Annotated in this window: 19 protein-coding genes and 1 tRNA gene; 9 read left to right on the top strand and 11 right to left on the bottom strand. The window is 69.7% G+C overall.

Annotation, left to right across the window (positions count from 1 at the left end):
- Both A5701_RS13950 and A5701_RS13945 read left to right on the top strand, forming a co-directional pair.
- A partial coding sequence (locus tag A5701_RS13950) for an ATP-binding protein (RefSeq protein WP_197504979.1) occupies positions 1-536 on the top strand: 536 nt, incomplete at its 5' end.
- Between the two features lie 43 nt (positions 537-579).
- A complete protein-coding gene (locus tag A5701_RS13945) occupies positions 580-1,599 on the top strand; it encodes an iron-containing redox enzyme family protein (RefSeq protein WP_067754259.1) in 1,020 nt (339 codons plus the stop codon).
- On the opposite strand, the gene A5701_RS27510 is transcribed toward A5701_RS13945, so the two are convergent.
- The 10 genes from A5701_RS27510 to selD all read right to left on the bottom strand — a co-directional run bounded on the left by A5701_RS27510 (position 1,547) and on the right by selD (position 12,904).
- Positions 1,547-1,795: a CDGSH iron-sulfur domain-containing protein gene (locus tag A5701_RS27510; protein ID WP_082950333.1), complete on the bottom strand. Its 249-nt coding sequence runs from the start codon at positions 1,793-1,795 to the stop codon at positions 1,547-1,549. The two genes, A5701_RS13945 and A5701_RS27510, sit on opposite strands and share 53 nt — an antisense overlap.
- A complete protein-coding gene (locus A5701_RS13940; protein ID WP_067754253.1) occupies positions 1,792-2,481 on the bottom strand; it encodes a HemK2/MTQ2 family protein methyltransferase in 690 nt (229 codons plus the stop codon). The genes A5701_RS27510 and A5701_RS13940 overlap by 4 nt, the downstream gene beginning before the upstream one ends.
- A gap of 99 nt (positions 2,482-2,580) precedes the next feature.
- Entirely contained in the window at positions 2,581-3,135 is a 555-nt protein-coding gene (locus A5701_RS13935; protein WP_067754250.1) for a type 1 glutamine amidotransferase domain-containing protein, read from the bottom strand.
- 29 nt (positions 3,136-3,164) lie between these two features.
- Positions 3,165-4,337, bottom strand: coding sequence for a zinc-dependent alcohol dehydrogenase (locus A5701_RS13930; RefSeq protein ID WP_067754247.1), 1,173 nt, complete (start codon positions 4,335-4,337; stop codon positions 3,165-3,167).
- Complete coding sequence (locus A5701_RS13925; RefSeq protein ID WP_067754246.1) at positions 4,334-5,263, bottom strand: SRPBCC family protein; 930 nt, start codon at positions 5,261-5,263, stop codon at positions 4,334-4,336. Before A5701_RS13925 ends, A5701_RS13930 begins: the two co-directional genes overlap by 4 nt.
- 180 nt (positions 5,264-5,443) lie before the next feature.
- On the bottom strand, positions 5,444-6,430 hold the full coding sequence (locus A5701_RS13920; RefSeq protein ID WP_067754243.1) for an LLM class F420-dependent oxidoreductase: 987 nt from the start codon (positions 6,428-6,430) through the stop codon (positions 5,444-5,446).
- A gap of 107 nt (positions 6,431-6,537) precedes the next feature.
- A complete protein-coding gene (gene nrfD / locus A5701_RS13915; protein ID WP_067754240.1) occupies positions 6,538-7,623 on the bottom strand; it encodes an NrfD/PsrC family molybdoenzyme membrane anchor subunit in 1,086 nt (361 codons plus the stop codon).
- 6 nt (positions 7,624-7,629) lie between these two features.
- Positions 7,630-8,592 (bottom strand): 4Fe-4S dicluster domain-containing protein, encoded by a 963-nt coding sequence (locus A5701_RS13910; protein ID WP_067754237.1) that lies wholly within the window; start codon positions 8,590-8,592, stop codon positions 7,630-7,632.
- Complete coding sequence (fdh, locus tag A5701_RS13905) at positions 8,555-11,872, bottom strand: formate dehydrogenase (RefSeq protein WP_231972823.1); 3,318 nt, start codon at positions 11,870-11,872, stop codon at positions 8,555-8,557. The genes A5701_RS13910 and fdh overlap by 38 nt, the downstream gene beginning before the upstream one ends.
- Before the next feature lie 39 nt (positions 11,873-11,911).
- On the bottom strand, positions 11,912-12,904 hold the full coding sequence (selD, locus tag A5701_RS13895; RefSeq protein WP_067754229.1) for a selenide, water dikinase SelD: 993 nt from the start codon (positions 12,902-12,904) through the stop codon (positions 11,912-11,914).
- A 27-nt stretch (positions 12,905-12,931) separates the two neighbouring features.
- Between selD and A5701_RS13890 the strand changes: the two genes are divergently transcribed.
- The 3 genes from A5701_RS13890 (at position 12,932) to A5701_RS13880 (ending at position 16,022) form a co-directional block, all read left to right on the top strand.
- Positions 12,932-13,026: transfer RNA gene (locus tag A5701_RS13890), tRNA-Sec, on the top strand.
- Between the two features lie 18 nt (positions 13,027-13,044).
- The gene (gene selA / locus A5701_RS13885; RefSeq protein WP_067754225.1) at positions 13,045-14,325 is read left to right on the top strand and encodes an L-seryl-tRNA(Sec) selenium transferase; all 1,281 of its coding nucleotides are present in this window, start codon (positions 13,045-13,047) and stop codon (positions 14,323-14,325) included.
- Positions 14,313-16,022: a selenocysteine-specific translation elongation factor gene (locus tag A5701_RS13880; protein WP_067754222.1), complete on the top strand. Its 1,710-nt coding sequence runs from the start codon at positions 14,313-14,315 to the stop codon at positions 16,020-16,022. The genes selA and A5701_RS13880 overlap by 13 nt, the downstream gene beginning before the upstream one ends.
- On the opposite strand, the gene A5701_RS13875 is transcribed toward A5701_RS13880, so the two are convergent.
- Positions 16,006-16,470 (bottom strand): GatB/YqeY domain-containing protein, encoded by a 465-nt coding sequence (locus A5701_RS13875; protein ID WP_067270850.1) that lies wholly within the window; start codon positions 16,468-16,470, stop codon positions 16,006-16,008. The two genes, A5701_RS13880 and A5701_RS13875, sit on opposite strands and share 17 nt — an antisense overlap.
- On the opposite strand from A5701_RS13875, the gene A5701_RS13870 reads away from it, so the two are divergent.
- From A5701_RS13870 to A5701_RS13855, 4 genes are all read left to right on the top strand, one after another.
- Positions 16,469-17,725 carry a hypothetical protein gene (locus A5701_RS13870; protein WP_197504978.1) on the top strand — a complete coding sequence of 419 codons (1,257 nt, stop codon included), beginning with the start codon at positions 16,469-16,471 and terminating at the stop codon, positions 17,723-17,725. The genes A5701_RS13875 and A5701_RS13870 overlap by 2 nt on opposite strands.
- Positions 17,726-17,738: 13 nt before the next feature.
- On the top strand, positions 17,739-18,392 hold the full coding sequence (locus tag A5701_RS13865; RefSeq protein ID WP_067754220.1) for a DUF4129 domain-containing protein: 654 nt from the start codon (positions 17,739-17,741) through the stop codon (positions 18,390-18,392).
- Positions 18,392-19,537, top strand: coding sequence for a DUF4350 domain-containing protein (locus A5701_RS13860; protein ID WP_067754217.1), 1,146 nt, complete (start codon positions 18,392-18,394; stop codon positions 19,535-19,537). The genes A5701_RS13865 and A5701_RS13860 overlap by 1 nt, the downstream gene beginning before the upstream one ends.
- Positions 19,534-20,288, top strand: a 755-nt coding sequence (locus A5701_RS13855) for a MoxR family ATPase (protein WP_231972822.1), incomplete at its 3' end; no start/stop codon positions are given. The genes A5701_RS13860 and A5701_RS13855, both read left to right, overlap by 4 nt.

Raw genomic sequence — 20,288 nt, 5'->3', positions numbered from 1 at the left:
GAATCCAGTGGCAGCGCGGTCGTCTTCACCAGGACCGCGGCGGCCCGGTTGATCCCGTCGCCGATGCGGTTTTGCGTGAGTTGGCCCCTCCGGCTGGGTATGACGACGATGTGGCAATGGTGATCTACCGGCACCAGCAATCTCCCCTGCGGATCGAAACCGAGGCCAGCGCAGAGCGATTGGTCGGCATCCGGCATCGATTGGCCGACTGGCTGAACAGCGCAGGCGTGCCAGAGGAATTGGCCGCCGACATCGTGCTCGTCGTCAACGAGGCGTGTACGAACTGCGTCGAACACGCGTATTCGGAGCAGCCGTCGGGCGCGATGTCCCTCGACGTCGGCCTCGCAGACGGCGAGATCCGGGCGCGGATCACCGACCGCGGCTCCTGGAAGACGCCGGCAGCGGACCCGGGCAACGGTGGCAGGGGCCTGTTGCTGATGAGGGCGCTCAGCAACGCGATGGAACTGGACTGCACACCCACCGGCACCACGGCCGACATTACGTTTCGCCTGCCCGCCGTGGGGGGGCGGGAGTGACGCCGCATCGTTTGTGGCCCCCGGATAGCGGGTAGTCGTGGGCGTGACCCGCGCATCAGTCTCAACCGAACCCGCCTTGCCGGCGGCACACGGGCCGCTGTCGACCGCCGTGCGTCGCGCCCTGACTGGCCCGCCGTCACATGACCACCTGAGCCGCATCGGCGCCTCCGTTCGCGACTCGGACCCTTACGGCCTGGATCTGCAACTGGCACTGTGCATGTGCTATGAGTTGCACTACCGTGGCTTCGCGGGCGTGGACCCCGGCTGGGAGTGGAATCCTGCGCTGCTGGCGTTACGCGGCGAACTCGAGCGCGTCTTCCTGGCCGGTGTGCGCCGCGACGTCGGAGCCATCGCGTCGGACCAAACGGCGGCCGCCGAGATGGACGCCATTTCGGTGGAACCGGTCGACGGCACCGGCCCCTCGTATTACCTGCGCGACAGCGGAAGCTGGCAGCAGATGCGCGAGTACTTCGTGCACCGGTCGGTCTATCACCTCAAGGAGGGCGACCCGCATGCGTGGGCGATTCCACGTCTGATGGGCGTCGCGAAAGCCGCTTTCGTGGCAATCGAATTCGACGAATACGGCGCCGGGCAGGGCCCCCGGCTGCATCAGCAGCTTTTCGCCGATTTGATGACGGCGGCGCACCTGGACGCCACGTACCTGGCCTACGTGGACGCCGTCCCCGCCGAAGCGCTGGCGGCGGTCAACCTGATGTCACTGTTCGGGCTACATCGCGAGTTGCGTGGCGCCGCGATCGGGCACTTCGCGTCCACGGAGATCACCTCGCCGCCGGGATCCCGCCGCATGGTGCAGGCGCTGCGGCGCATGGGCGCACCGGCGTCTTGCGTCGAGTTCTATGCCGAGCACGTCGAGGCGGATGCGGTCCACGAGCACGTCGTTCGCATCGACGTGGTCGGGGACCTGGTCGCCCGGGAGCCGCAGCTCGATCGCGACATCGTGTTCGGGATCCGCGCGCACGCCGCGGTCGAAGATCGTTTGGCAGAAGCGGTTATGGCGTCGTGGCAGCAGGGTCGGACGTCGTTGCGGCGGTCGCTGGACTAGCGGTCCGGCGCGCCAGGTTTCGGCATCGGCGATGGCTGGTGTCGCACAGAGGATACTTCTCGCTGCGCCGACAGGTGCAGATCGCCACCATGAACCTGTCGGATTCCACGACCTCGCCGTTCGGCATCTCGATGCGCACCGGACCGGACACCAGCACCGGCCCGCCGGCAACCACCTGTACCCGGGTGGCGCTCATCGTTTGTCCGCCCGGATCACGATCAGTTCCTCGTGCCGGAGTCCGCGCGGGATCAGGCCGACGCTCTCCAGCCAGGCCGCCCGCGCCATCATCACCGGACCGAACGGTATCCGCTCGGACGCAACGACTCTCGCATCCATGCCCGCCCACTTGAGGGAATCCAGGGATTGCTGAACGCCGGCCAGCGCCGAGTGCACGAGCAGCAGGGAGCCTCCGTCGCACAACAGTTTCGGCGCCGCCTCGCACAGCGGATCCAACACCATCCGGCCATCCGGGCCGGCATTCCAGGCCCACGATGGGCCTGCGCTGGGGCTGATGTACTCGGTGTCGCCATTCGGCGGGGTCGGCACGTACGGCGGGTTGGACACGACAACGTCGAACGGCGCGCAGTCGAGCGCGTCGCTCCACGTGCCCTTGCGCACATCCACATTCACGCCGACGGCGGCCGCGTTGTTGCGAGAGCAACCCACGGCGTGTGGGCAGATGTCGAAGGCCGTCACGTCGGCGCCGCCCATCTCGGCCGCGGCGATCGCGACGAATCCGCTGCCAGTACACAGGTCCAGAACGCGCCGCCCCGGAATGAGCGCGCTTTGTCGCATCACATTCACCAGTAATCGGGAATCGTCCTGGGGCTGATACACGTTCGAAGCAGCCGAGACAGCGGGTCCTGGATACGTTGTGGTCAACTTTGGCCTTTCGACGGATCGCCGCGGCGATCACTGCTTGGCCTGTGTAATGCCCGCAAACCGTTGCCTTCAAACGGTTTGGGGAAAGGCCATTTTCGGCTAACCAGTGGGCGCATGCGCGAATTGCTTGACAATGGTCGCGCAGAAGGCCGGCAAGTCCGACGGTGAGCGACTCGAGATCAAATTGCCGTCGACGACGACCTCCTCGTCAACCACGTTCGCGCCCGCGTTGCGCAGGTCGGTGCGAATGGACGGGTACGACGTGAGCGTCCGGCCCTCCGCCACACCGGCTTCCACCAGGGTCCACGGGCCGTGACAAATTGCGGCGACAGGTTTTCCGGAGGCGACGAAGTCACGCACGAAGGAGACCGCGGAGCTGTCCATCCGGAGCTTGTCCGGATTCACCGTGCCACCCGGAAGCACCAGGCCGTCGAATTCGGATGCGGAGGCGTCCGACACCGCGCGGTCAACGCTGAAGGTTCCCGCCGGCTCGAGGTCGTGGTTGCGCGCCTGGATTTCTCCGGTCTTCAGCGAAAGAAGTTCGACTTCGGCACCAGCCTCTTTCAGGGCGGCGCGGGGTTGTTCGAGTTCGACCTTCTCCACGCCGTCCGCCGCCAGAATCGCGACCTTCTTCCCTTGCAATTCATTTGCCATGGTTATTCCCCTCTATTCCGGACTATGCATTACGTCGGATTGAGAATCACTTTGGTGCAGCGGTCCTCTTTGTTCTTGAAGATTTCGTAGCCATGGGGAGCCTGGTCGAGAGTCATATGGTGGCTGACGACAATGGTCGGATCGATGTCGCCGTTGCGAATACGCTCCAGCAGCGGGCGCATGTAGCGGTGGACGTGACACTGGCCGGTTTTGATGGTCAGCGACCGGTTCATCACCGCCCCGATGGGGAACTTGTCCATGAGGCCGCCGTACACCCCGATGATCGAAAGGGTGCCGCCGTTGCGGCAGCTCATCGCCGCTTCCCGGATGGCATGCGGCCGTTCGGTTTCCAGGCGAGCCGCCTGCTTGACACGGTCGTAGGCATCGACCGGAGTGGATCCGCTGCGCGCTTCCATCCCGGCAGCGTCGATGCAGTGGTCGGGTCCCCGACCGGCGGTCAGGTCGCGCAATTCCTCGAGCACCGACGTCTCGGCGAAGTTGACCGGTACGGCGCCGATCTTCTGTGCGAGCTCGAGGCGATACGGAACCCGATCGACGACAATGACTTTCGAGGCACCGAGCAGGTACGCGCTCATGATCGCGAACAGGCCGACCGGGCCGGCGCCCCACACCGCCACGATGTCACCGGGGGTGATGTCACACATCTCCGCACCCATGTAGCCCGTCGGCAGGATGTCCGACAGGAACAGCACCTGCTCGTCGGTCAGGTCGTCTTCGACCTTCAGCGGCCCGACGTCGGCGAAGGGCACCCGCGCGTATTCGGCTTGGCCGCCGGCGAAACCGCCCAGCATGTGCGAATAGCCGAACAGCCCCGCCGGCGAGTGGCCCATGAATTTCTCGGCGATGCCGGCGTTGGGGTTGGAGTTCTCGCACAGGGAGTAGAGGCCACGTTGGCAGGCGGAGCACGCCCCGCACGCGATCGGGAACGGGACCACTACCCGGTCGCCGACGGCCAGGTTGTTGACGCCCTTGCCGACTTCGACCACCTCGCCCATGAATTCGTGCCCGAGCACGTCGCCGTGCTTCACGGTGGGGATGTAGCCGTCGTACAGGTGCAGGTCCGAACCGCAGATCGCCGTCGAGGTGATGCGCACGATGGCGTCGCGATCGTTCAGGATCGTCGGGTCGGGGACCGACTCCACTTGGACGCTGTTGCGGCCCGCCCAGACGGTGGCCTTCATACGCTGGCTCCCTTGTTCGGTTGCGCGGGTTGCTGATGCATCTGGCGGCCCGACGCAGTGCCCTCCGGGGACCCGTCCGAACGCAGCACCTGCCCGGTCTCGAGGATTTGCTTGAAGCGGCGAAGGTCGTCGTTGACCTGCTGCTCGGGGGACTCGCCGAACAGGCTCGCCGCCGCCTTGCCGAACAGGCCGCCCGGGATGTGGTAGCCGATCCTGACGCGAATTTCGGTGCCGTCGCCGGTGGCGGTGGGTGTGAATTCGACGCTGCCGCCGTTCTCGATCACCGAGTCGGGCAGCGACTGCCAGGCGATCCGCTTGTTGGTGTCGTCCTCGGTGATCTGCGCGTCCCACTGGACCGACCGGCCGGCCGGGGCGTTGGCTATCCAATGCGACTGCCCGTCGGTGGTCGGCGTGACCGCCTTCAGGTGGTGCATGAAGCTGGGCAAGTTTTCCAGGTCCCGCCAGAAGCGGTACACCTCCTCGGGTGTGCGCCGCACGGTGACCGCGGCGCGCAAGGTGCGGTGTCGGGATCCATTTACGTGCCGGCCGCCACCGTCGACCGTGCGCAGCGCCGTGTAGAGGTCCAGCCCGCCGATGCCGGCGAGCACCACGGCCGCGATGGCGCCCTGCCGTCGCCGCCCCGGGCCGCGGGCGGCCACCCCGGCCACCAGCAGCGCCATATCCAGCACGTCGCCGGCCACCCGGGTCCAGGCCATCTTTTGGGGACCGCCCAGCAGCGCCACCCCATGGCCGCACTCCCGCGCGCCCAGCGCGCGGATGACCGGGCGCGACCGGGCCGTGTCGTCGACCCCGGCGAGGGCAGCAACCTTTTCGGGGACCACCAACTCGCTCAAGCCCAGCGCGAAACTGGCGCACCCGAGCGCCTTGACCAACGCGGAGGTGGTATTGGCGGATCGATCGCCCATCGTCAGCTCTTTCTGCCTTGCGGCGAACTCATCTCGGGCAAAGTTGCTGCAAGACAGCTGCTTTGCAGGTCAACGGGCACCCGGCGCTGCTTGCCGGTGTTCGCGCCGCACACAAACACATACGGCCGGGCGCGCACGATGGGAGCCGGATACCCGGGCAGATACCGACCAAACGTGGGATTACTTCGCCGCGTCACGCAGCGCGGCAAGCAAAGGTTCGGCGGCCTCTTTCAGGAAAAGGTCTTGCGATTCCCCGCCGACCTGGACGAGGGCCACGTCGGTGAACCCGGCCTCCCAGTAGGGCCGGACGGCCTCGACGATCGCATCGAGGTCCGGCCCGCAGGGAATGGACTCGGCGACGTCTTCGGGACGGACGAACTGGGTCGCGCCGGCAAAACCGGCCGGCGTGGGGAGATCGGCGTTGACCTTCCATCCGCCGGCGAACCAGCGGAACTGGTCGTGAGCGCGTTCGATGGCGGTGTCGCGGTCGGGGTCCCAGCACACCGGGATCTGACCGACCACGCGGCCGCCGCCGGCGAGATTGGCGGCCTGGCGCGCGGCATGCCAGGCGTCGACGAGCTCCCCGTCGGGCTCGACCGCGATGAAGTGATCGGCCAGCCTGGCGAATCTCTCGATGCCCTTGTCGCCGGACAACGCCACCGCGATGGCGACCGGGACCTCGGGCACGTCCCACAGGCGCGCGGAGTCGACGTGGAAGTGTTCGCCACTGAAGTTCACCAGCTGGCCGCCGAACAATTCGCGGATGATCTTGATGGCCTCGCGCAGCATGTCCTGCCTGCGCTCGACGGTCGGCCAGCCCCTGCCCACGATGTGCTCGTTGAGGTTCTCGCCGGTGCCCAGGCCCAGGGTGAACCGGCCGTCGGACAGGATCTGCACGGTGGCGGCCTGCTGGGCGACCACGGCCGGGTGATAGCGCATCGTCGGGCAGGTCACGTAGGTGTAGAGGTCCACCCGTTCGGTGGCGTGCGCCACCGCGCCCAGCACCGCCCATGCGTTGGGCGCATGCCCTTGCGAGGTCAGCCACGGGGTGAAGTGGTCGCTGCAGACCTCGAAATCGAAACCGCGCTCCTCGGCTGAAACAGCCTGCCGTACAAGGTCTTTGGGTCCACTCTGCTCGGTCATCAGAGTGTAGCCAAATTTCGTCATAGTTGTGGGGATACCCAGACACTCGCCCGCGTAACGCCGGGGCTGAAATTCGGCCCGATAACCGCCCTGGCGTTACGCCGCTCCGCGCTCGCGGGCACGGCCGCCGGTTAACCCGCGGTGGTGATCGAGTCCCCCGTGACGCCGGCCGCCCGACGCGCCTCCAGCCGGCGCCTCTGCGGTTCGATCGTGTACCGCGGGTCGCGCGTCGACTCCAGGCCCGCCTCGAAGAAACCGAACCGCAGCATCGCGGACGCCGACAACAACGCCACGCCGGACAGGGCGGCGACGCCGCGATGTCCGCCGCCGAGCAATGCGCCCAAACCGCCCGCGGCGGCCAGTCGTTCGCTCCAGGCCAACAGCCGGCCGGGCCTGCCGCGGTGCAGCGGTTCCCTGGTCACCGGGTCCATCCGGTATTCCGTGAACCGCGCGGAGATCAGGTCACCGATCGCGCCGATGACGGCCAGCGTGCGGGCCGGGCCGGCCTCGGCGACCGGGGTGGTGATCATCGCCAGTCCCGACGCAGCCAGGCTCGCCGAGCTGACGAACACGAACGGCAGGTCCCGGTAGGCGGCGTTCCACGTCGGGGTGGCGGTGTCGGTGAGCAGCACCGCGGTGTAGACGGCGAGCGGCGGCGAGAACACGGCGGCTTCCAATCCGGCCGGCCCCTCGACGGCGCGCAGAACGGGCCGCAACGGGCCCAACGGGATTCGCTCGCCGGTCATCCGGTCGACCTCGGAAACGGCGGCGACACCGATGCCGGCGCCGAACAAGCTGAGGATCCACGACCCGATGCTCATCGGCGAGGTCAGCTTGACCGTGCGCAGCATGTTGACGAAGCGCTCGGGACGGCCCAGGTCCTTCACCAGCGCGACCGCGCCCAGCATCACCGCGATCAGGGCGGACAGCCTTGTGTTGCGGCGCAACGTGTCCCGGCCGGTGAGCTGGGCGCCTGCCGCGAGCAGGCCCGAACCTCCCGCGACCCCGCCCAGGAACAGGTAGGCGGCGACTTCGTGCCCCCACGGCGCGGGCTTGACCACCGGACGCCCGTAGTACGAACTGAATTCGACCTCGGGGACCATCGGCATCTCGCGCGAGCCGTCGCCACCGCCCCGGCGGCCCACCCGCCTGCCCTTGCGGCGCTTGCCGCCCGCGGGTTCCGGGGGCCGCAGGCTGTCGAATTCCGAAGTGCTCATGGGTTTTCACCGGTCCTTCCAGAAGGCGAGCGCTGCGGCGGCGAACATCCCCGCGGCGGCGACGCACGCCCTCTTGAACATCTGCGGCAGGTCGGCCGTGCACACGCGCGGGTCGGGCGGCAGGCCGTAGACCTCCGGCTCGTCGAGCAACAGGAAGATCGAGCCGGTGCCACCCACTCCGTCGTGCTCGTTGGCGCCGTAGAGGCGCGCCTCGGTCTGGCCCTGGGCGTGCAGCCGCGTGACCCGTTCTCGGGCCTCGATCACCAGATCGTCGTGGTCGCCGAACTTGATCGACGTGGTGGGGCAGGTCTGGGCGCAGGCGGGGATCTGGCCTTCGACCAGGCGGTCGTAACACAGCGTGCACTTCTGGGCGACCCCGGTGACGAACTTCTCGGCGGGACGATCGGGCCTGGTCGCGGGCGTCGCATACGTGCCGTCGCTGCGACGCTCCACCACGCCGAACGGGCATCCGGCCACGCAGGTGCCGCACCCGTTGCAGACGTCGTCCTGCACGACGACGGTGCCGAATTCGGTGCGGAACAACGCGCCGGTCGGGCACACGTCCAGGCAGCCGGCGTGCGTGCAGTGCTTGCACACGTCCGACGACATCAGCCAGCGGAATTCCGGGGTATCCGGTGGGCTGGTGTCCGGAGGCCGGGGGACGGCGGGCATACCCAAATCTGTTAGGGCGCGGCCGGATTCGCGCGCCTCCTCGATCCGATCGCGGCCCTGCTCGATGAACGCCACGTGCCGCCAGGTGCTGGCGCCCAGCGCTCCGGTGTTGTCATAGGACGACCCCAGCAGCTCCAGGTCGCCGTCGCGCGGGTTACGGTTCCACTCCTTGCACGCGACCTCGCAGGCCTTGCAGCCGATGCAGATCGAGGTGTCGGTGAAGAATCCCTTGCGCGGTCTGGGTTCCGCCCAGCCGGCGTTACTCGTCGGGTCGGTCGGCCCGCTCAGCTGACCCATCGGCTCCTCCTTCCCAGACGCCGTCGCTGATCCGCACGTTGCCGGTCTCGGTGGTGGCCCCCGAACGCGACTGATAGTCGGCAACCAGGCGCAGCAAGTCCTCGCCGCGCGGCCGCCGCCCGGGCCGGATGTCACACGAACCGGCTTTGGACTCCTGAATCTGCACGTTCGGGTCGAGCGTCACTCCGAGCAGGTCGTTGGCCGCGTCCCCGCTCACCACGGCGTCGCCACCGACGCCCCAGTGATACGGGAGCCCGATCTGGTGCACTGTGTGGCCGTTGATTACCAGCGGGGCAACGCGTTTGGTGACCAGCACCCGAGCCTCGATCGCCGCCCGGGGCGAGATGATGGTGGCCCACCCGTACGGCTCCAAGCCACGTTCGGCCGCCAACTCCGGCGAGACCTCGCAGAACATCTCCGGTTGCAGCTCCGACAGATAGGGCAGCCACCGGCTCATCCCGCCCGCGGTGTGATGCTCGGTGAGCCGGTAGGTGGTGAACACGTAAGGATACACATCGGATCCGGGCTCCCCGTCGCTCGGCGCGCTCAGATTTTCCTTGCGCGGGAACGTGATTCGCGACGGGTTGCGCTGCTGGGGGTAGAGCGCGTTGGTAACGGGCGACTCCTGCGGTTCGTAGTGCGTGGGCAGCGGCCCGTCCACCATTCCCTTCGGTGCGAACAGCCACCCCTTGCCGTCGGCCTGCATGATGAAGGGGTCGTCGCCGGCGAGCGCGTCGGGGCCTCCGACGTCGGGGTCGGGCCGGCTGCCGGGTGGCCGGTCCGCCACGAAGTCGGGCACGTCGTTGCCTACCCACCGCTGCTTTTCCTGGTCCCACCAGATGTAGCGCTTGCGCTCGCTCCACGGTTTACCGTCGGGGTCGGCCGAGGCCCGGTTGTAGAGGATGCGGCGGTCGGCCGGCCAGGCCCACCCCCACTCCGACTGGCTCGGGCTCGGACCACCGAGCGGCGCTCGGCGGGCGGCCTGGTTGACCCCCTCGGCGTACACGCCCGAATAGATCCAGCATCCGCACGACGTCGACCCGTCGGCACCCAGTTCGGTATACCCCGGCACGGGCTGGCCGGCCTTGGGGCCGCTCAGGTAACAGCCGCTGATCTCGGCCAGCACCGCGGTGGGGTCGGGCTCGCCGTGCTCGTCGGTGGGATAGTCCCAGGTCAGATCCAGCAGGGGGCGGTCGCGCGCGTCCGTGGAGCCGGCCAGCCGCTGGCGGATTCGCTTGCCCAGCTCGACGAAGAACTGCAACTCGCTCTGGCAGTCGCCGGGCGGCTCGACCGCCTTGTGCCGCCACTGCACCAGGCGTTGGGTCTGGGTGAACGAGCCGGCCTTCTCGACGTGCGTAGCCGCGGGGAAGAAGAACACCTCGGTCTCGATGTCCTCGGTCTTCAGCTCGCCCGAGGCGATCTCCGGACCGTCCTTCCAGAATGTGGCCGACTCGATCATGTTGAGATCGCGGACCACCAACCACTTCAGGTGCGACATGCCCATGCGCTGGAGGCGGCCGTGCGCGGATCCGACGGCCGGATTCTGGCCGAGCAGGAAGTAGCCGTCGACCTCGTCGTCGAGCATCGACATGACCGTTTGGTAGGTGCCATGCGGGCCGGAGAGCCGCGGCAGGTAGTCGTAGGCCCAGTCGTTGTCGGCGCGGGCGGCGTCACCCCACCACGCCTTGAGCAGGCTGACGATGTAGGTGTCCGCGTCGGCCCAGAAACCTTTCTGGTTCTTCGGTCCGACAGCTTCGATGTAGTCCCGGAAGGTGTCGTGCACACCGGCCTTGGGCATCGAGAGGTAGCCGGGCAGCAGGTTGAACAACGTCGGAATGTCGGTCGACCCTTGGATCGTGGCGTGCCCGCGCAGCGCCATGATGCCGCCCCCCGGGCGACCGACGTTACCGAGCAGCAGCTGCAGGATTGTCGCGGTGCGGATGAACTGGGCGCCGAGCGTGTGCTGGGTCCAGCCGACGGCGTACGCGAAGCAGGTGGTGCGCTCGCGCCCGGAGTTTTCGACGATGGAGCGAGCCAGGTAGTCGAAGTCCTCGGTGCTGATGCCGCACACGTCACGCACCATCTCCGGCGTGTAGCGCGCGTAATGTCGCTTGACGATCTGAAACACCGTGCGGGGGTGCTGCAGGGTCTCGTCGCGCTGCACGCGAGCGTGCGGCAGGGGTGGGCCGCCGCTACCGTGCGCATCGCCGGCAGCGCGAGCGGACGCGCTGGCGCCGTGCTCTTGATGGCGTTCGTCCTCTTCTTGACCGGCGTAGGCCCAGGTCGATGTGTCGTACTGCCCCGTCTCCGGATCGTAGCCGGAGAATAGGCCGTTCAAATCCTCTGTGTCCCGGTAATTTTCGTTGATCAGGGTGGCCGCGTTGGTGTACGCGACGACGTAGTCTTTGAACCACAGATCGCGAGATATGACGTGGTTGATCAGTGCGCCGAGCAGCACCACGTCCGAGCCGGCCCGGATCGGAATGTGCTTGTCGGAGACCGCCGACGTCCGGGTGAAGCGCGGGTCGACGTGAATCACTCTGGCGCCGCGCGCTTTCGCCTCCTCGACCCATTGGAACCCGACGGGATGACACTCGGCCATGTTGGAGCCCTGGATGACGATGCAGTCGGCGTTGGCCATGTCTTGCAGTGTTTGGGTGGCGCCACCGCGCCCGAAGGAGGTCCCCAGACCGGGAACCGTGGAGCTGTGTCAAATACGAGCTTGGTTCTCGATCTGAATGGCACCGGCGGCGGTGAAGAGCTTTTTGATGAGGTAGTTCTCTTCGTTGTCCAGTGTCGCGCCGCCAAGTGCGGCGATTTTCATGGTGCGCCGCAGCGGATGGCCTTTCTTGTCGATGTCCTGCCAGGCGTGGCGGCGGGCCTCGACGAAGCGGTCGGCCACCATGTCGATGGCGGTGTCTAGGTCCAGCGGCCGCCATTCGGTCGCCCGCGGCGCGCGGTAGAGCACGTGCAGCTGCCGGCCCGGCGAGTTCACCAGCTGCTCGCTGGCAGCGCCTTTGGGGCACAGGCGGCCTCGCGAGATCGGCGAATCCGGGTCGCCCTCGATCTGCACCACCCGCTCGTCCTTGACATACACCCGCTGCCCGCAGCCGACCGCGCAGTACGGACAGATGCTTTGCACCACCCGGTCGGCCGTCGTCGTGCGCGGCGTGACGGCGCGGGTCCGTTTCGAGGTGACCGCCGACCCGCGGCCGAGCTTGTCCCCCGACCGCAGCTGACGCACGACGGGCCACTCCAGGAAAAGCTTGCGCATAGCCATGGCCTCTACCCTAGTGCGCGCGCATGAAACCCCGCCGGCTCAACGAACCACGATCGTGTGCTCGCCGCGGGGCACCAGCTCACCGATCACGGTCGCGCCCGGAATCTCACCGGCGATCAGCAGCCCGCCCGACGTCTGGGCGTCGGCCAGCAGCAGGGCGTCCTCCTCGCCGACCCCGGACAAGTCGACGTGCGGGGCCACCCAGTCGAGGTTGCGTCGCGTGCCGCCGCTGACGTACCCCGCCGCCAGGGCCTCCCGCGCCCCGTCCAGATAGGGCACCGCCGCGGAATCGACGATGGCCGTCACCCCGCTCGCCCGCGCCAGCTTGTGCAGGTGTCCGAGCAACCCGAAACCCGTGATGTCCGTGGCGCATTCGATGCCGGCCGCCAGCGCCGCCGCGGATGCGTCGGCGTTCAGCGTGGTCATCACCTCGATCGCTTGCTCGAAGCGTTCGCCGGTGGCCTTGTGCCTGCTGTTGAGCACCCCGACGCCGAGCGGCTTGGTCAGTGACAGCGGCGTGCCGGGCTTGCCGGAATCGTTGCGCAGCAACCGCTTCGGGTCCGCGATCCCGGTGACGGCCAGGCCGTACTTTGGCTCCGGGTCGTCGACGCTGTGCCCGCCGGCGAGGTGGCAGCCGGCCAGGCCGCAGACGTCCAACCCGCCGCGCAGCGTCTCGGCCGCCAGCTCGAACGGCAGCACGTCGCGCGGCCAGCCCAGCAGGTTGACCGCCACCACCGGACGCCCGCCCATCGCGTAGACGTCCGACAGCGCGTTGGTGGCGGCGATGCGTCCCCAGTCGTAGGCGTCGTCCACCACCGGCGTGAAGAAGTCGGTCGTCGCGATCAGGGCCGTGTCGCGCTCGATGCGCACCGCCGCGGCGTCGTCGCCGTGGTCCAGACCCACCAGCAACTCACCGACCGGATCGCGCGGCGCGCTCACCCCCAGCCCGCGCACGATGTCCTCCAGCTCACCGGGCGGGATCTTGCAGGCACACCCGCCACCGTGGGCGTACTGGGTCAGTCGATAAGTCACGCGTCCATACTTGTCCCTATGGTCCGAGGAGGCGTGTCCGGTCTGGTGACCGGCGCGGTCTTCAAAACCGTCGAACGGCAGACGCTGCCGCTGGCGGGTTCGATTCCCGTCCGCCTCCGCCATACTTCTCCGAGCCAGGCATGAGCGACCCGCGCCGGCGGGTGCCGGGCACCGACACACTGCTGGCCGATCCGCGCCTGGCCGAAGCGCAGCGGGTGTTGGGCCGCGCCCTGGTCAAGTCCGTGATCGCCGAGGCGCAGCGGCGGGCGCGCGCCGGGGAGATCGAGCCCGAGCGCGTCGCCGAGCACGCCATCGCGGCACTTCCCAGCACCGCGTCGAGCCTGCGGCCCGTCATCAATGCCACCGGAGTGGTGGTGCACACGAATCTGGGCCGGGCGCCGCTGTCGCGGGCCGCCGTCGACGCGGTGGTCGCCGCGGCCGGGACCACGGACGTCGAGCTGGACCTGGCCACCGGCCGCCGCGGCCGTCGGGGGCGGGCCGCCCTGGCCGCGCTGGCGCGGGCGGTGCCCACCGCCGGCGGCGTGCACGTAGTGAACAACAATGCCGCCGCGCTGCTGCTGACGGCCTTGACGCTGGCGCCCGGCAAGGAGATCGTGCTCAGCCGCGGCGAGCTGGTCGAGATCGGCGACGGGTTCCGCATCCCCGAGCTACTGGCCAGCGCCGGATCGCGGCTGCGCGAGGTCGGCACCACCAACCGCACCAGCCTGCGCGATTACGCGGAGGCGATCGGGCCGCAGACCGGCTTCGTCCTGAAGGTGCACCCGTCCAACTTCCACGTCACCGGGTTCACCTCGGCGGTGTCCGTCGCGGAGTTGGCGAAGCTGGGTGTGCCCCTGGTGGTCGACATCGGCTCCGGGCTGCTGTCCCCACACCCCGTCCTGCCCGACGAGCCCGACGCCACGTCGACGCTGCGCGACGGCGCCGACCTGGTCACCGCGAGCGGCGACAAACTCCTCGGCGGCCCGCAGGCCGGCCTGCTGCTGGGCGACGCCGAGCTCATCGAGCGGCTGCGCCGCCACCCGGCGGCACGCGCGCTGCGCGTCGACAAACTCACCCTCGCCGCGCTGGAAGCCACCCTGACCGGCCCGCCCCCGCCGGTGGCCGAGGCGTTGGTCGCCGACCTGAGCGGATTGCGGGCCCGCGCCGCGACTTTGGCCGCCGCGCTGCCGGGCGCCGAGGCGGTGGATTGCGTCGCGGCCGTCGGCGGCGGCGGGGCCCCGGACGTGCGGCTGCCCAGCGCCGCCGTGAGCCTGCCCGAGTCGTACGCCGCCGCCCTGCGCGCCGCCAGCCCACCCGTCGTCGGGCGGCTGGAGGCGGGCCGCTGCCTGCTCGACCTGCGCACGGTTGCGCCCGAGGACGACGCGCTGCTGGCCGCGGCGGTGCGGGCATGTTCGTCCTAGCCACCGCCGGGCACGTCGACCACGGCAAGTCGACCCTGCTGCACCGGCTCACCGGCGTGTGGCCGGACCGGCTGGCCGAGGAGCGGCGTCGCGGCCTGACCATCGACCTCGGCTTCGCGTGGACCGAGATCGGCGGCCGGCAGCTGGCGTTCGTCGACGTGCCCGGGCACGAACGGTTCGTGGCGAACATGCTCGCCGGCGTCGGCGCGGTGCCGGCGGTCGTGTTCGTCGTCGCCGCCACCGAGGGCTGGATGCCACAGTCCGACGAGCACCTCGCCGCGCTGCACGCCCTCGGGGTCCGCCACGGGCTGCTGGTGATCACCAAGGCCGATCTCGCCGACCCCGGCCGGGCCATCGAGCAGGCGCGCGAGAAATTCTCCGCCACCTCGCTTGCCGACGCTCCCGTCGCGCTCGGCACCGACCTGGAGCGGGTTCGCGCGGAGCTGCTGGCGCTCACCGACCGGCTGCCGGTCCCGGACCCGGACGCCGACGTGCGGCTGTGGGTGGACCGGAGCTTCACCGTCCGGGGGGCGGGCACCGTCGTGACCGGCACCCTGGCCGCCGGCACGGTACGGGTCGGCGACGAGCTGGAGCACGCCGGTGAGCGGGTGACGGTTCGCGGGGTGCAATCGCTGGGCCGCGACCAGGCGGCGGTCGGGCCGGTGGCGCGCGTCGCGCTGAACCTGCGCGGAGTCGACCGCCAGCACATCGGTCGCGGCGACACCGTCCGGACGCCGGGCGTATGGCTCGATGCGACGGAGATTGACGTCGGGTTGCGGTCGGCGGGGGCGCTGCACCGGCAGCTGGTGCTGCACGTGGGGTCCGCGGCCGTGCCGGTGCAGGTTCGTCCGCTGGGGGCGGGCTCGGCCCGGCTGCGGCTGGCGAGGCCCCTGGCGCTGCGCGTGGGGGATGTCGGGCTGTTGCGCGACGCGGGCGAACACCGGATCGCGGCGGGGATCGAAGTGCTCGACGTCCGGCCGCCTGCGCTGCGTCGTCGGGGCGCCGCGCGGGAGCGGGCGGCGGAGCTGGCGACCGGCCGGGCTCGCCCGCCCGCCTGCGCGCGGGCGGCCGAACTTCGGGCGATGGGCCTGCCGCCGGTCGGTCAGCGGGTGGGCGACTGGGTGGTGGATCCCGAGTGGTGGGCCGGGCGGCGCGAGCGTGCGACCGCGGCGGTTCGGCTCTGGGCGGCTGACCACGACGTCGCGGCGGGGATGCCGCTGGAGACGCTGCGGCAGCAGGCCGGGGTGCCCGCGGCCGAACTGTTGCCGACGCTGCTCGAGGGCACCGGACTGCAGGTGGCCGACGGGGTGGTTCGTTCGCCGGGTGCGGGCCTGCCGGCCCGCGTGGACAAGGCCGTTCGGACCGTCGAGGAGTGGCTGGCCGCCGAGCCCTTTCGGGCACCGGACGCCGACGAACTGGCCGAGCTCAAGCTCGGACCCCGGGAACTGGCCGCGGCGGTGCGCGCCGGGCGGCTGGCCCGGATCGCCGACGGCGTCGTGCTGGGGGCCGGCGCGCTGGAGCGGGCGACGGGCGTCCTCGCCGGGCTGCCGCAGCCGTTCACCGTCAGCGACGCGCGCCGCGCGCTGGGCACCACCCGGCGGGTGGCGGTCCCGCTGCTGGAGCAGCTCGACGCCCGCCGCGTGACCAGGCGGGCCCCGGACGGCACCCGGGTGGTGCTGGCTACAGCCGCTCCTTGACCGCCGCCGACAATCGGGCTCCGTCGGCCTTGCCGGCCGCGATCGCGGTGGCCGCCTTCATCACCAGGCCCATCTGCTTCATGCTCGGGCGCTCGCCGATCTCCTCGGCGACCTGGGCGATCGCCGTGTCGGCGACGTCGGCCAGTTCGGCCTCGGTGAGCGGCGTCGGCAGATATTCGTCGATGATCCGCGCCTCGGCGTGCTCGTTGGCGGCGAGCTCCCCGCGGCCGTTCTGCGTGTAGATCTCCGCCGATTCGGCCCGCTTGCGGGATTCCCGTGCCAGCACCTTGATCACCTCGTCGTCGGAGAGGTCCCTGGCCTGTTTGCCGGAGACTTCCTCGGTTTGGATCGCGGCGAGCAGTAGGCGCAGGGTCGCCGTGCGCAGCTTGTCCTTGCTCTTCATCGCGTCGGTCAGGTCGGCGCGCAGCCTGGATTTGAGTTCGGCCATGCCAGAGACGCTACGCGCCGACCGCCTGGCCATGATTGAGAAATGCCCGGACCACCGACAGGATGGAGCCCATGACGAACGACGGGCCCGCCCGCAAACAACGCGGAACACGGTGACCGCGCCGCCGCCTGGCTATCCGGTTGGCCCGCCACCGGGTTACGGCCCGCCGCCGGGTTACGGCCCGCCGCCCGGGTACGGCCCGTCGCCGGGATACGGCCCGCCGCCCGGGTACGGCCCGCCGCCCGGGTACGGCCCGCCGGCGTGGCAATCCGGCCCCCGTGTTCCGGCAGCGGTCAAACCCGGCATCATCCCGTTGCGGCCACTCACCCTGGGTGACATCTTCAACGGCGCGGTCGGTTACGTCCGCGCCAATCCGAAGGCCACGCTGGGGCTGACGACCGTCGTGGTGGTGGTCATTCAGATCGTGACGAAACTCGCCGTGTACGGGCCGCTGGCGGCCTACGGCAGGTTGAGCACCGACCACGCGAAGGAACTGACGACCGGGGTCATCGGCGCCTGGTTGACGTCGATGAGCGCCGGCGTCCTGGTTGCCTGGCTAGGCGGCATGCTGTTGTCCGGGATGCTCACGGTCATCGTCGGGCGGGCGGTGTTCGGCTCGCCGATCACCATCGGCGAGACGTGGGCCAGGATCCGTGGGCGCCTGCTGCCCCTGTTCGGTCTGGCCCTGCTGGAGGGGGCCGCCCTGGCGGTCGTCGCCGGGCTGGTGATCGTGGTCATCGCGGTGCTGGCGGCCATCGGCAACGCCGCGGCGGCGGTCGTGCTGGGTCTGCCGCTGGTGCTGGCCGTGATCGCGCTGTTGATGTACCTGTACACGGTGGTGTTGTTCGCGCCCGTGCTGATCGTGCTGGAGCGGCTCCCGGTCCTGGACGCCATCACCCGATCATTCGCTCTGGTACGCAACGGCTTCTGGCGGGTGCTGGGCATTCGCCTGTTATCGCTGCTGGTGACGTCCGTCATCGCGGGGGCGGTCGCGGTGCCGTTCGAGATCGCCAGCAAGTTCTTCCTGGTCAGCACGGCGACCGCGGCTTTCATTGCCAGCACCGCGGTGGCGTCGGTGGGCGCCGCGATCGGCGAGATCATCACCGCGCCGTTCAACGCCGGCGTCATCGCTCTGCTCTACACCGACCGCCGGATCCGCGCCGAAGCCTTCGATCTGGTGCTGCAGACCGGCGCCGCGGGCGGCCCCTACGCGACCGAGTCCACCGACAACCTGTGGCTGACACGGCCGGTCTGAGGACGAGCTGACCGTGCCCTCCATCGACATCGACCGCGATGCCGCCCATCAGGCGGCGCAGGACGAACTCAGCAAGCCGATCTACTCCAAGGGTTCGGCCGGGCAGCAGATGGCCGAGTGGCTCAACGAGATCATTTACCGGCTGCTGCAGAAGACCGCCTCTTTCCCCGGCGGGTGGCTCACGGCCACCGTCCTTTTCATCATGCTGGCAATCGCGTTGGCGGTCGCGATCCACGTCGCGCGGCGCACGATGCGCACCAACCGCGGCGGTGACTATCAGCTGTTCGAGGCCGCGCAGCTCACCGCGGCCCAGCACCGTGCGACGGCCGAAGACTTTGCGGCGCGGGGCGAATGGACCGCAGCGATTCGCCACCGCCTGCGGGCGGTCGCCCGCCAGCTCGAGGAGACGGGTGTGCTGAACCCGGCGCCCGGCCGGACCGCCAACGAACTGGCCGTCGACGCCGGTGCCGCGCTGCCCCACCTTGCCGGCGAATTAGCGCAAGCCGCAACGGCTTTCAACGACGTCACCTACGGTGAGCGACCGGGAACCCAGAGCGCATACCAGATGATCGCCGACCTTGACGAGCACCTGCGCTCCCGCTCGGCGACCGTTCCCGGGGGGCCGGGGCAAACCGCCGCGCCCGACTCGTGGGCGCAGGTGCGGTGATGGCGACCACGGCGGGTCCCCACCCGGCGAGCCCAACGGCGTTGCAGCGCTGGCGATCCTGGCGCTGGGTAATCCTCACGCTGATCGTGCTGGCCGTCATCGCCGGCCTCGATGCCTACCTGACCGCGCCGCGTCCCGGGGCGCGGATGGATCCGGCGTCGACGGGTCCCGACGGCGCCCACGCGCTGGTGACGCTGCTGCGCGGCGGCGGGGTCGACGTCGTTGTCGCCGACAGCATCGCCGATGTCGAACGGGCGGCGCGGCCCGACGCGCTGATCCTGGTGGCGCAGAGCCAATACCTGACCGAGTCGCTGCTGGACCGGCTGTCCCGGGCGCCCGGTGATCTGCTGCTGGTGGAACCAACCTCGCGCACCCGGGAGGCGTTGATGCCAGGCCTGCGCGTGTCGGCGGCCGACACGTTCGACAGCGACCCCGATTGCACACTCCGCGAGGCGACCCGGGCTGGGCCGGTTCGATTCGGCCCGAGCGACACCTACCGCGCCACCGACGGCCGACCGCTAACCCGCTGCTACGACGGCGCGCTCGTGCGCTTCCGCGACGGCGGACGGGCCATCACCGCGGTCGGCAGCACGGAGTTCCTGACCAACGGCGGCCTGCTGCAGGCGGGCAACGCGGCCCTGGCGATGAACCTCGCGGGCGCCCGGCCCCGGCTCGTCTGGTACGCGCCCCACCGGATCGAGGGCGAAGCACCGCCCCCCGGCTCGATCGCCGATCTGATCCCGCAGAACGTGACGTGGATCGTCTGGCAACTGTGGCTTGTCGTGCTGCTGGTCGCCCTCTGGCGGGGCCGGCGGCCCGGCCCGCTGGTCGCCGAGGAACTGCCCGTCGTGGTGCGCGCGTCGGAGACCGTCGAGGGTCGCGGACGGCTGTACCGGTCCCGCCGGGCGCGCGACCGAGCCGCCGCGGCGCTGCGCACCGCCACACTGCAGCGGCTGCTGCCCCGGCTCGGTCTGAACACGGGCGCGTCGGCGCCCGCGGTGACGGGCGCGGTGGCCGCCCGCAGCGGCGCGGATCCGGCGTTCGTCTCCTACCAGCTGTTCGGCCCGCCCCCGGCGACCGACAACGACCTGTTACAACTTGCCCGTGCGCTCGACGACATCGAAAGGCAGGTCACACGGACGTGACGCAGACCCCTTCCCCCGCGGAAACCACCCCCACGGCTGAGTCGGCGCGAGATGCGCTGCTGGCCTTGCGCGGCGAACTCGCCAAGGCCGTCGTCGGCCAGGAGGGGGTGGTCAGCGGCCTGGTGATCGCGCTGCTGTGTCGCGGTCATGTGTTGCTGGAAGGCGTTCCGGGAGTGGCGAAGACGCTGCTGGTGCGGGCGCTGGCGGCCGCGTTGCGGTTGGAGTTCAAGCGGGTGCAGTTCACCCCCGACCTGATGCCAGGCGATGTCACGGGATCACTGGTGTACGACGCCCGCACGGCCGCTTTCGCGTTCCGTCCCGGTCCGGTGTTCACCAATCTGCTCCTTGCCGACGAGATCAACCGCACCCCACCGAAAACGCAGGCCGCGCTGCTCGAGGCCATGGAGGAGCGTCAGGTCAGCGTGGATGGCGTGGCCCAGCCCCTGCCCGACCCGTTCATCGTCGCCGCGACCCAGAACCCCGTCGAATACGAGGGCACCTATCAGCTGCCCGAAGCCCAGCTGGACCGCTTCCTGCTGAAGCTGAACGTGACTCTGCCGCCACGGGATTCGGAGATCGCCATCCTCGGCCGGCACGCGCACGGCGTCGCGCCCGGCTGCCAGTTCGGCGGGTCCGGCCACCGGTTTTATCGCCGACAGGTCGCGCGGATCGAAGCCGTGCGCGTGCCGGCCGAGGATGGCGATCTCCGAATCCCGTGGCGGCAGAGTCACGTTCAGCTTCAGCAGGAAGC

It is taken from the genome of Mycobacterium sp. E3305, from assembly GCF_001666785.1.
Classification (GTDB): Bacteria; Actinomycetota; Actinomycetes; order Mycobacteriales; family Mycobacteriaceae; genus Mycobacterium.
This window is presented reverse-complemented; position numbering and strand designations above follow the sequence as displayed.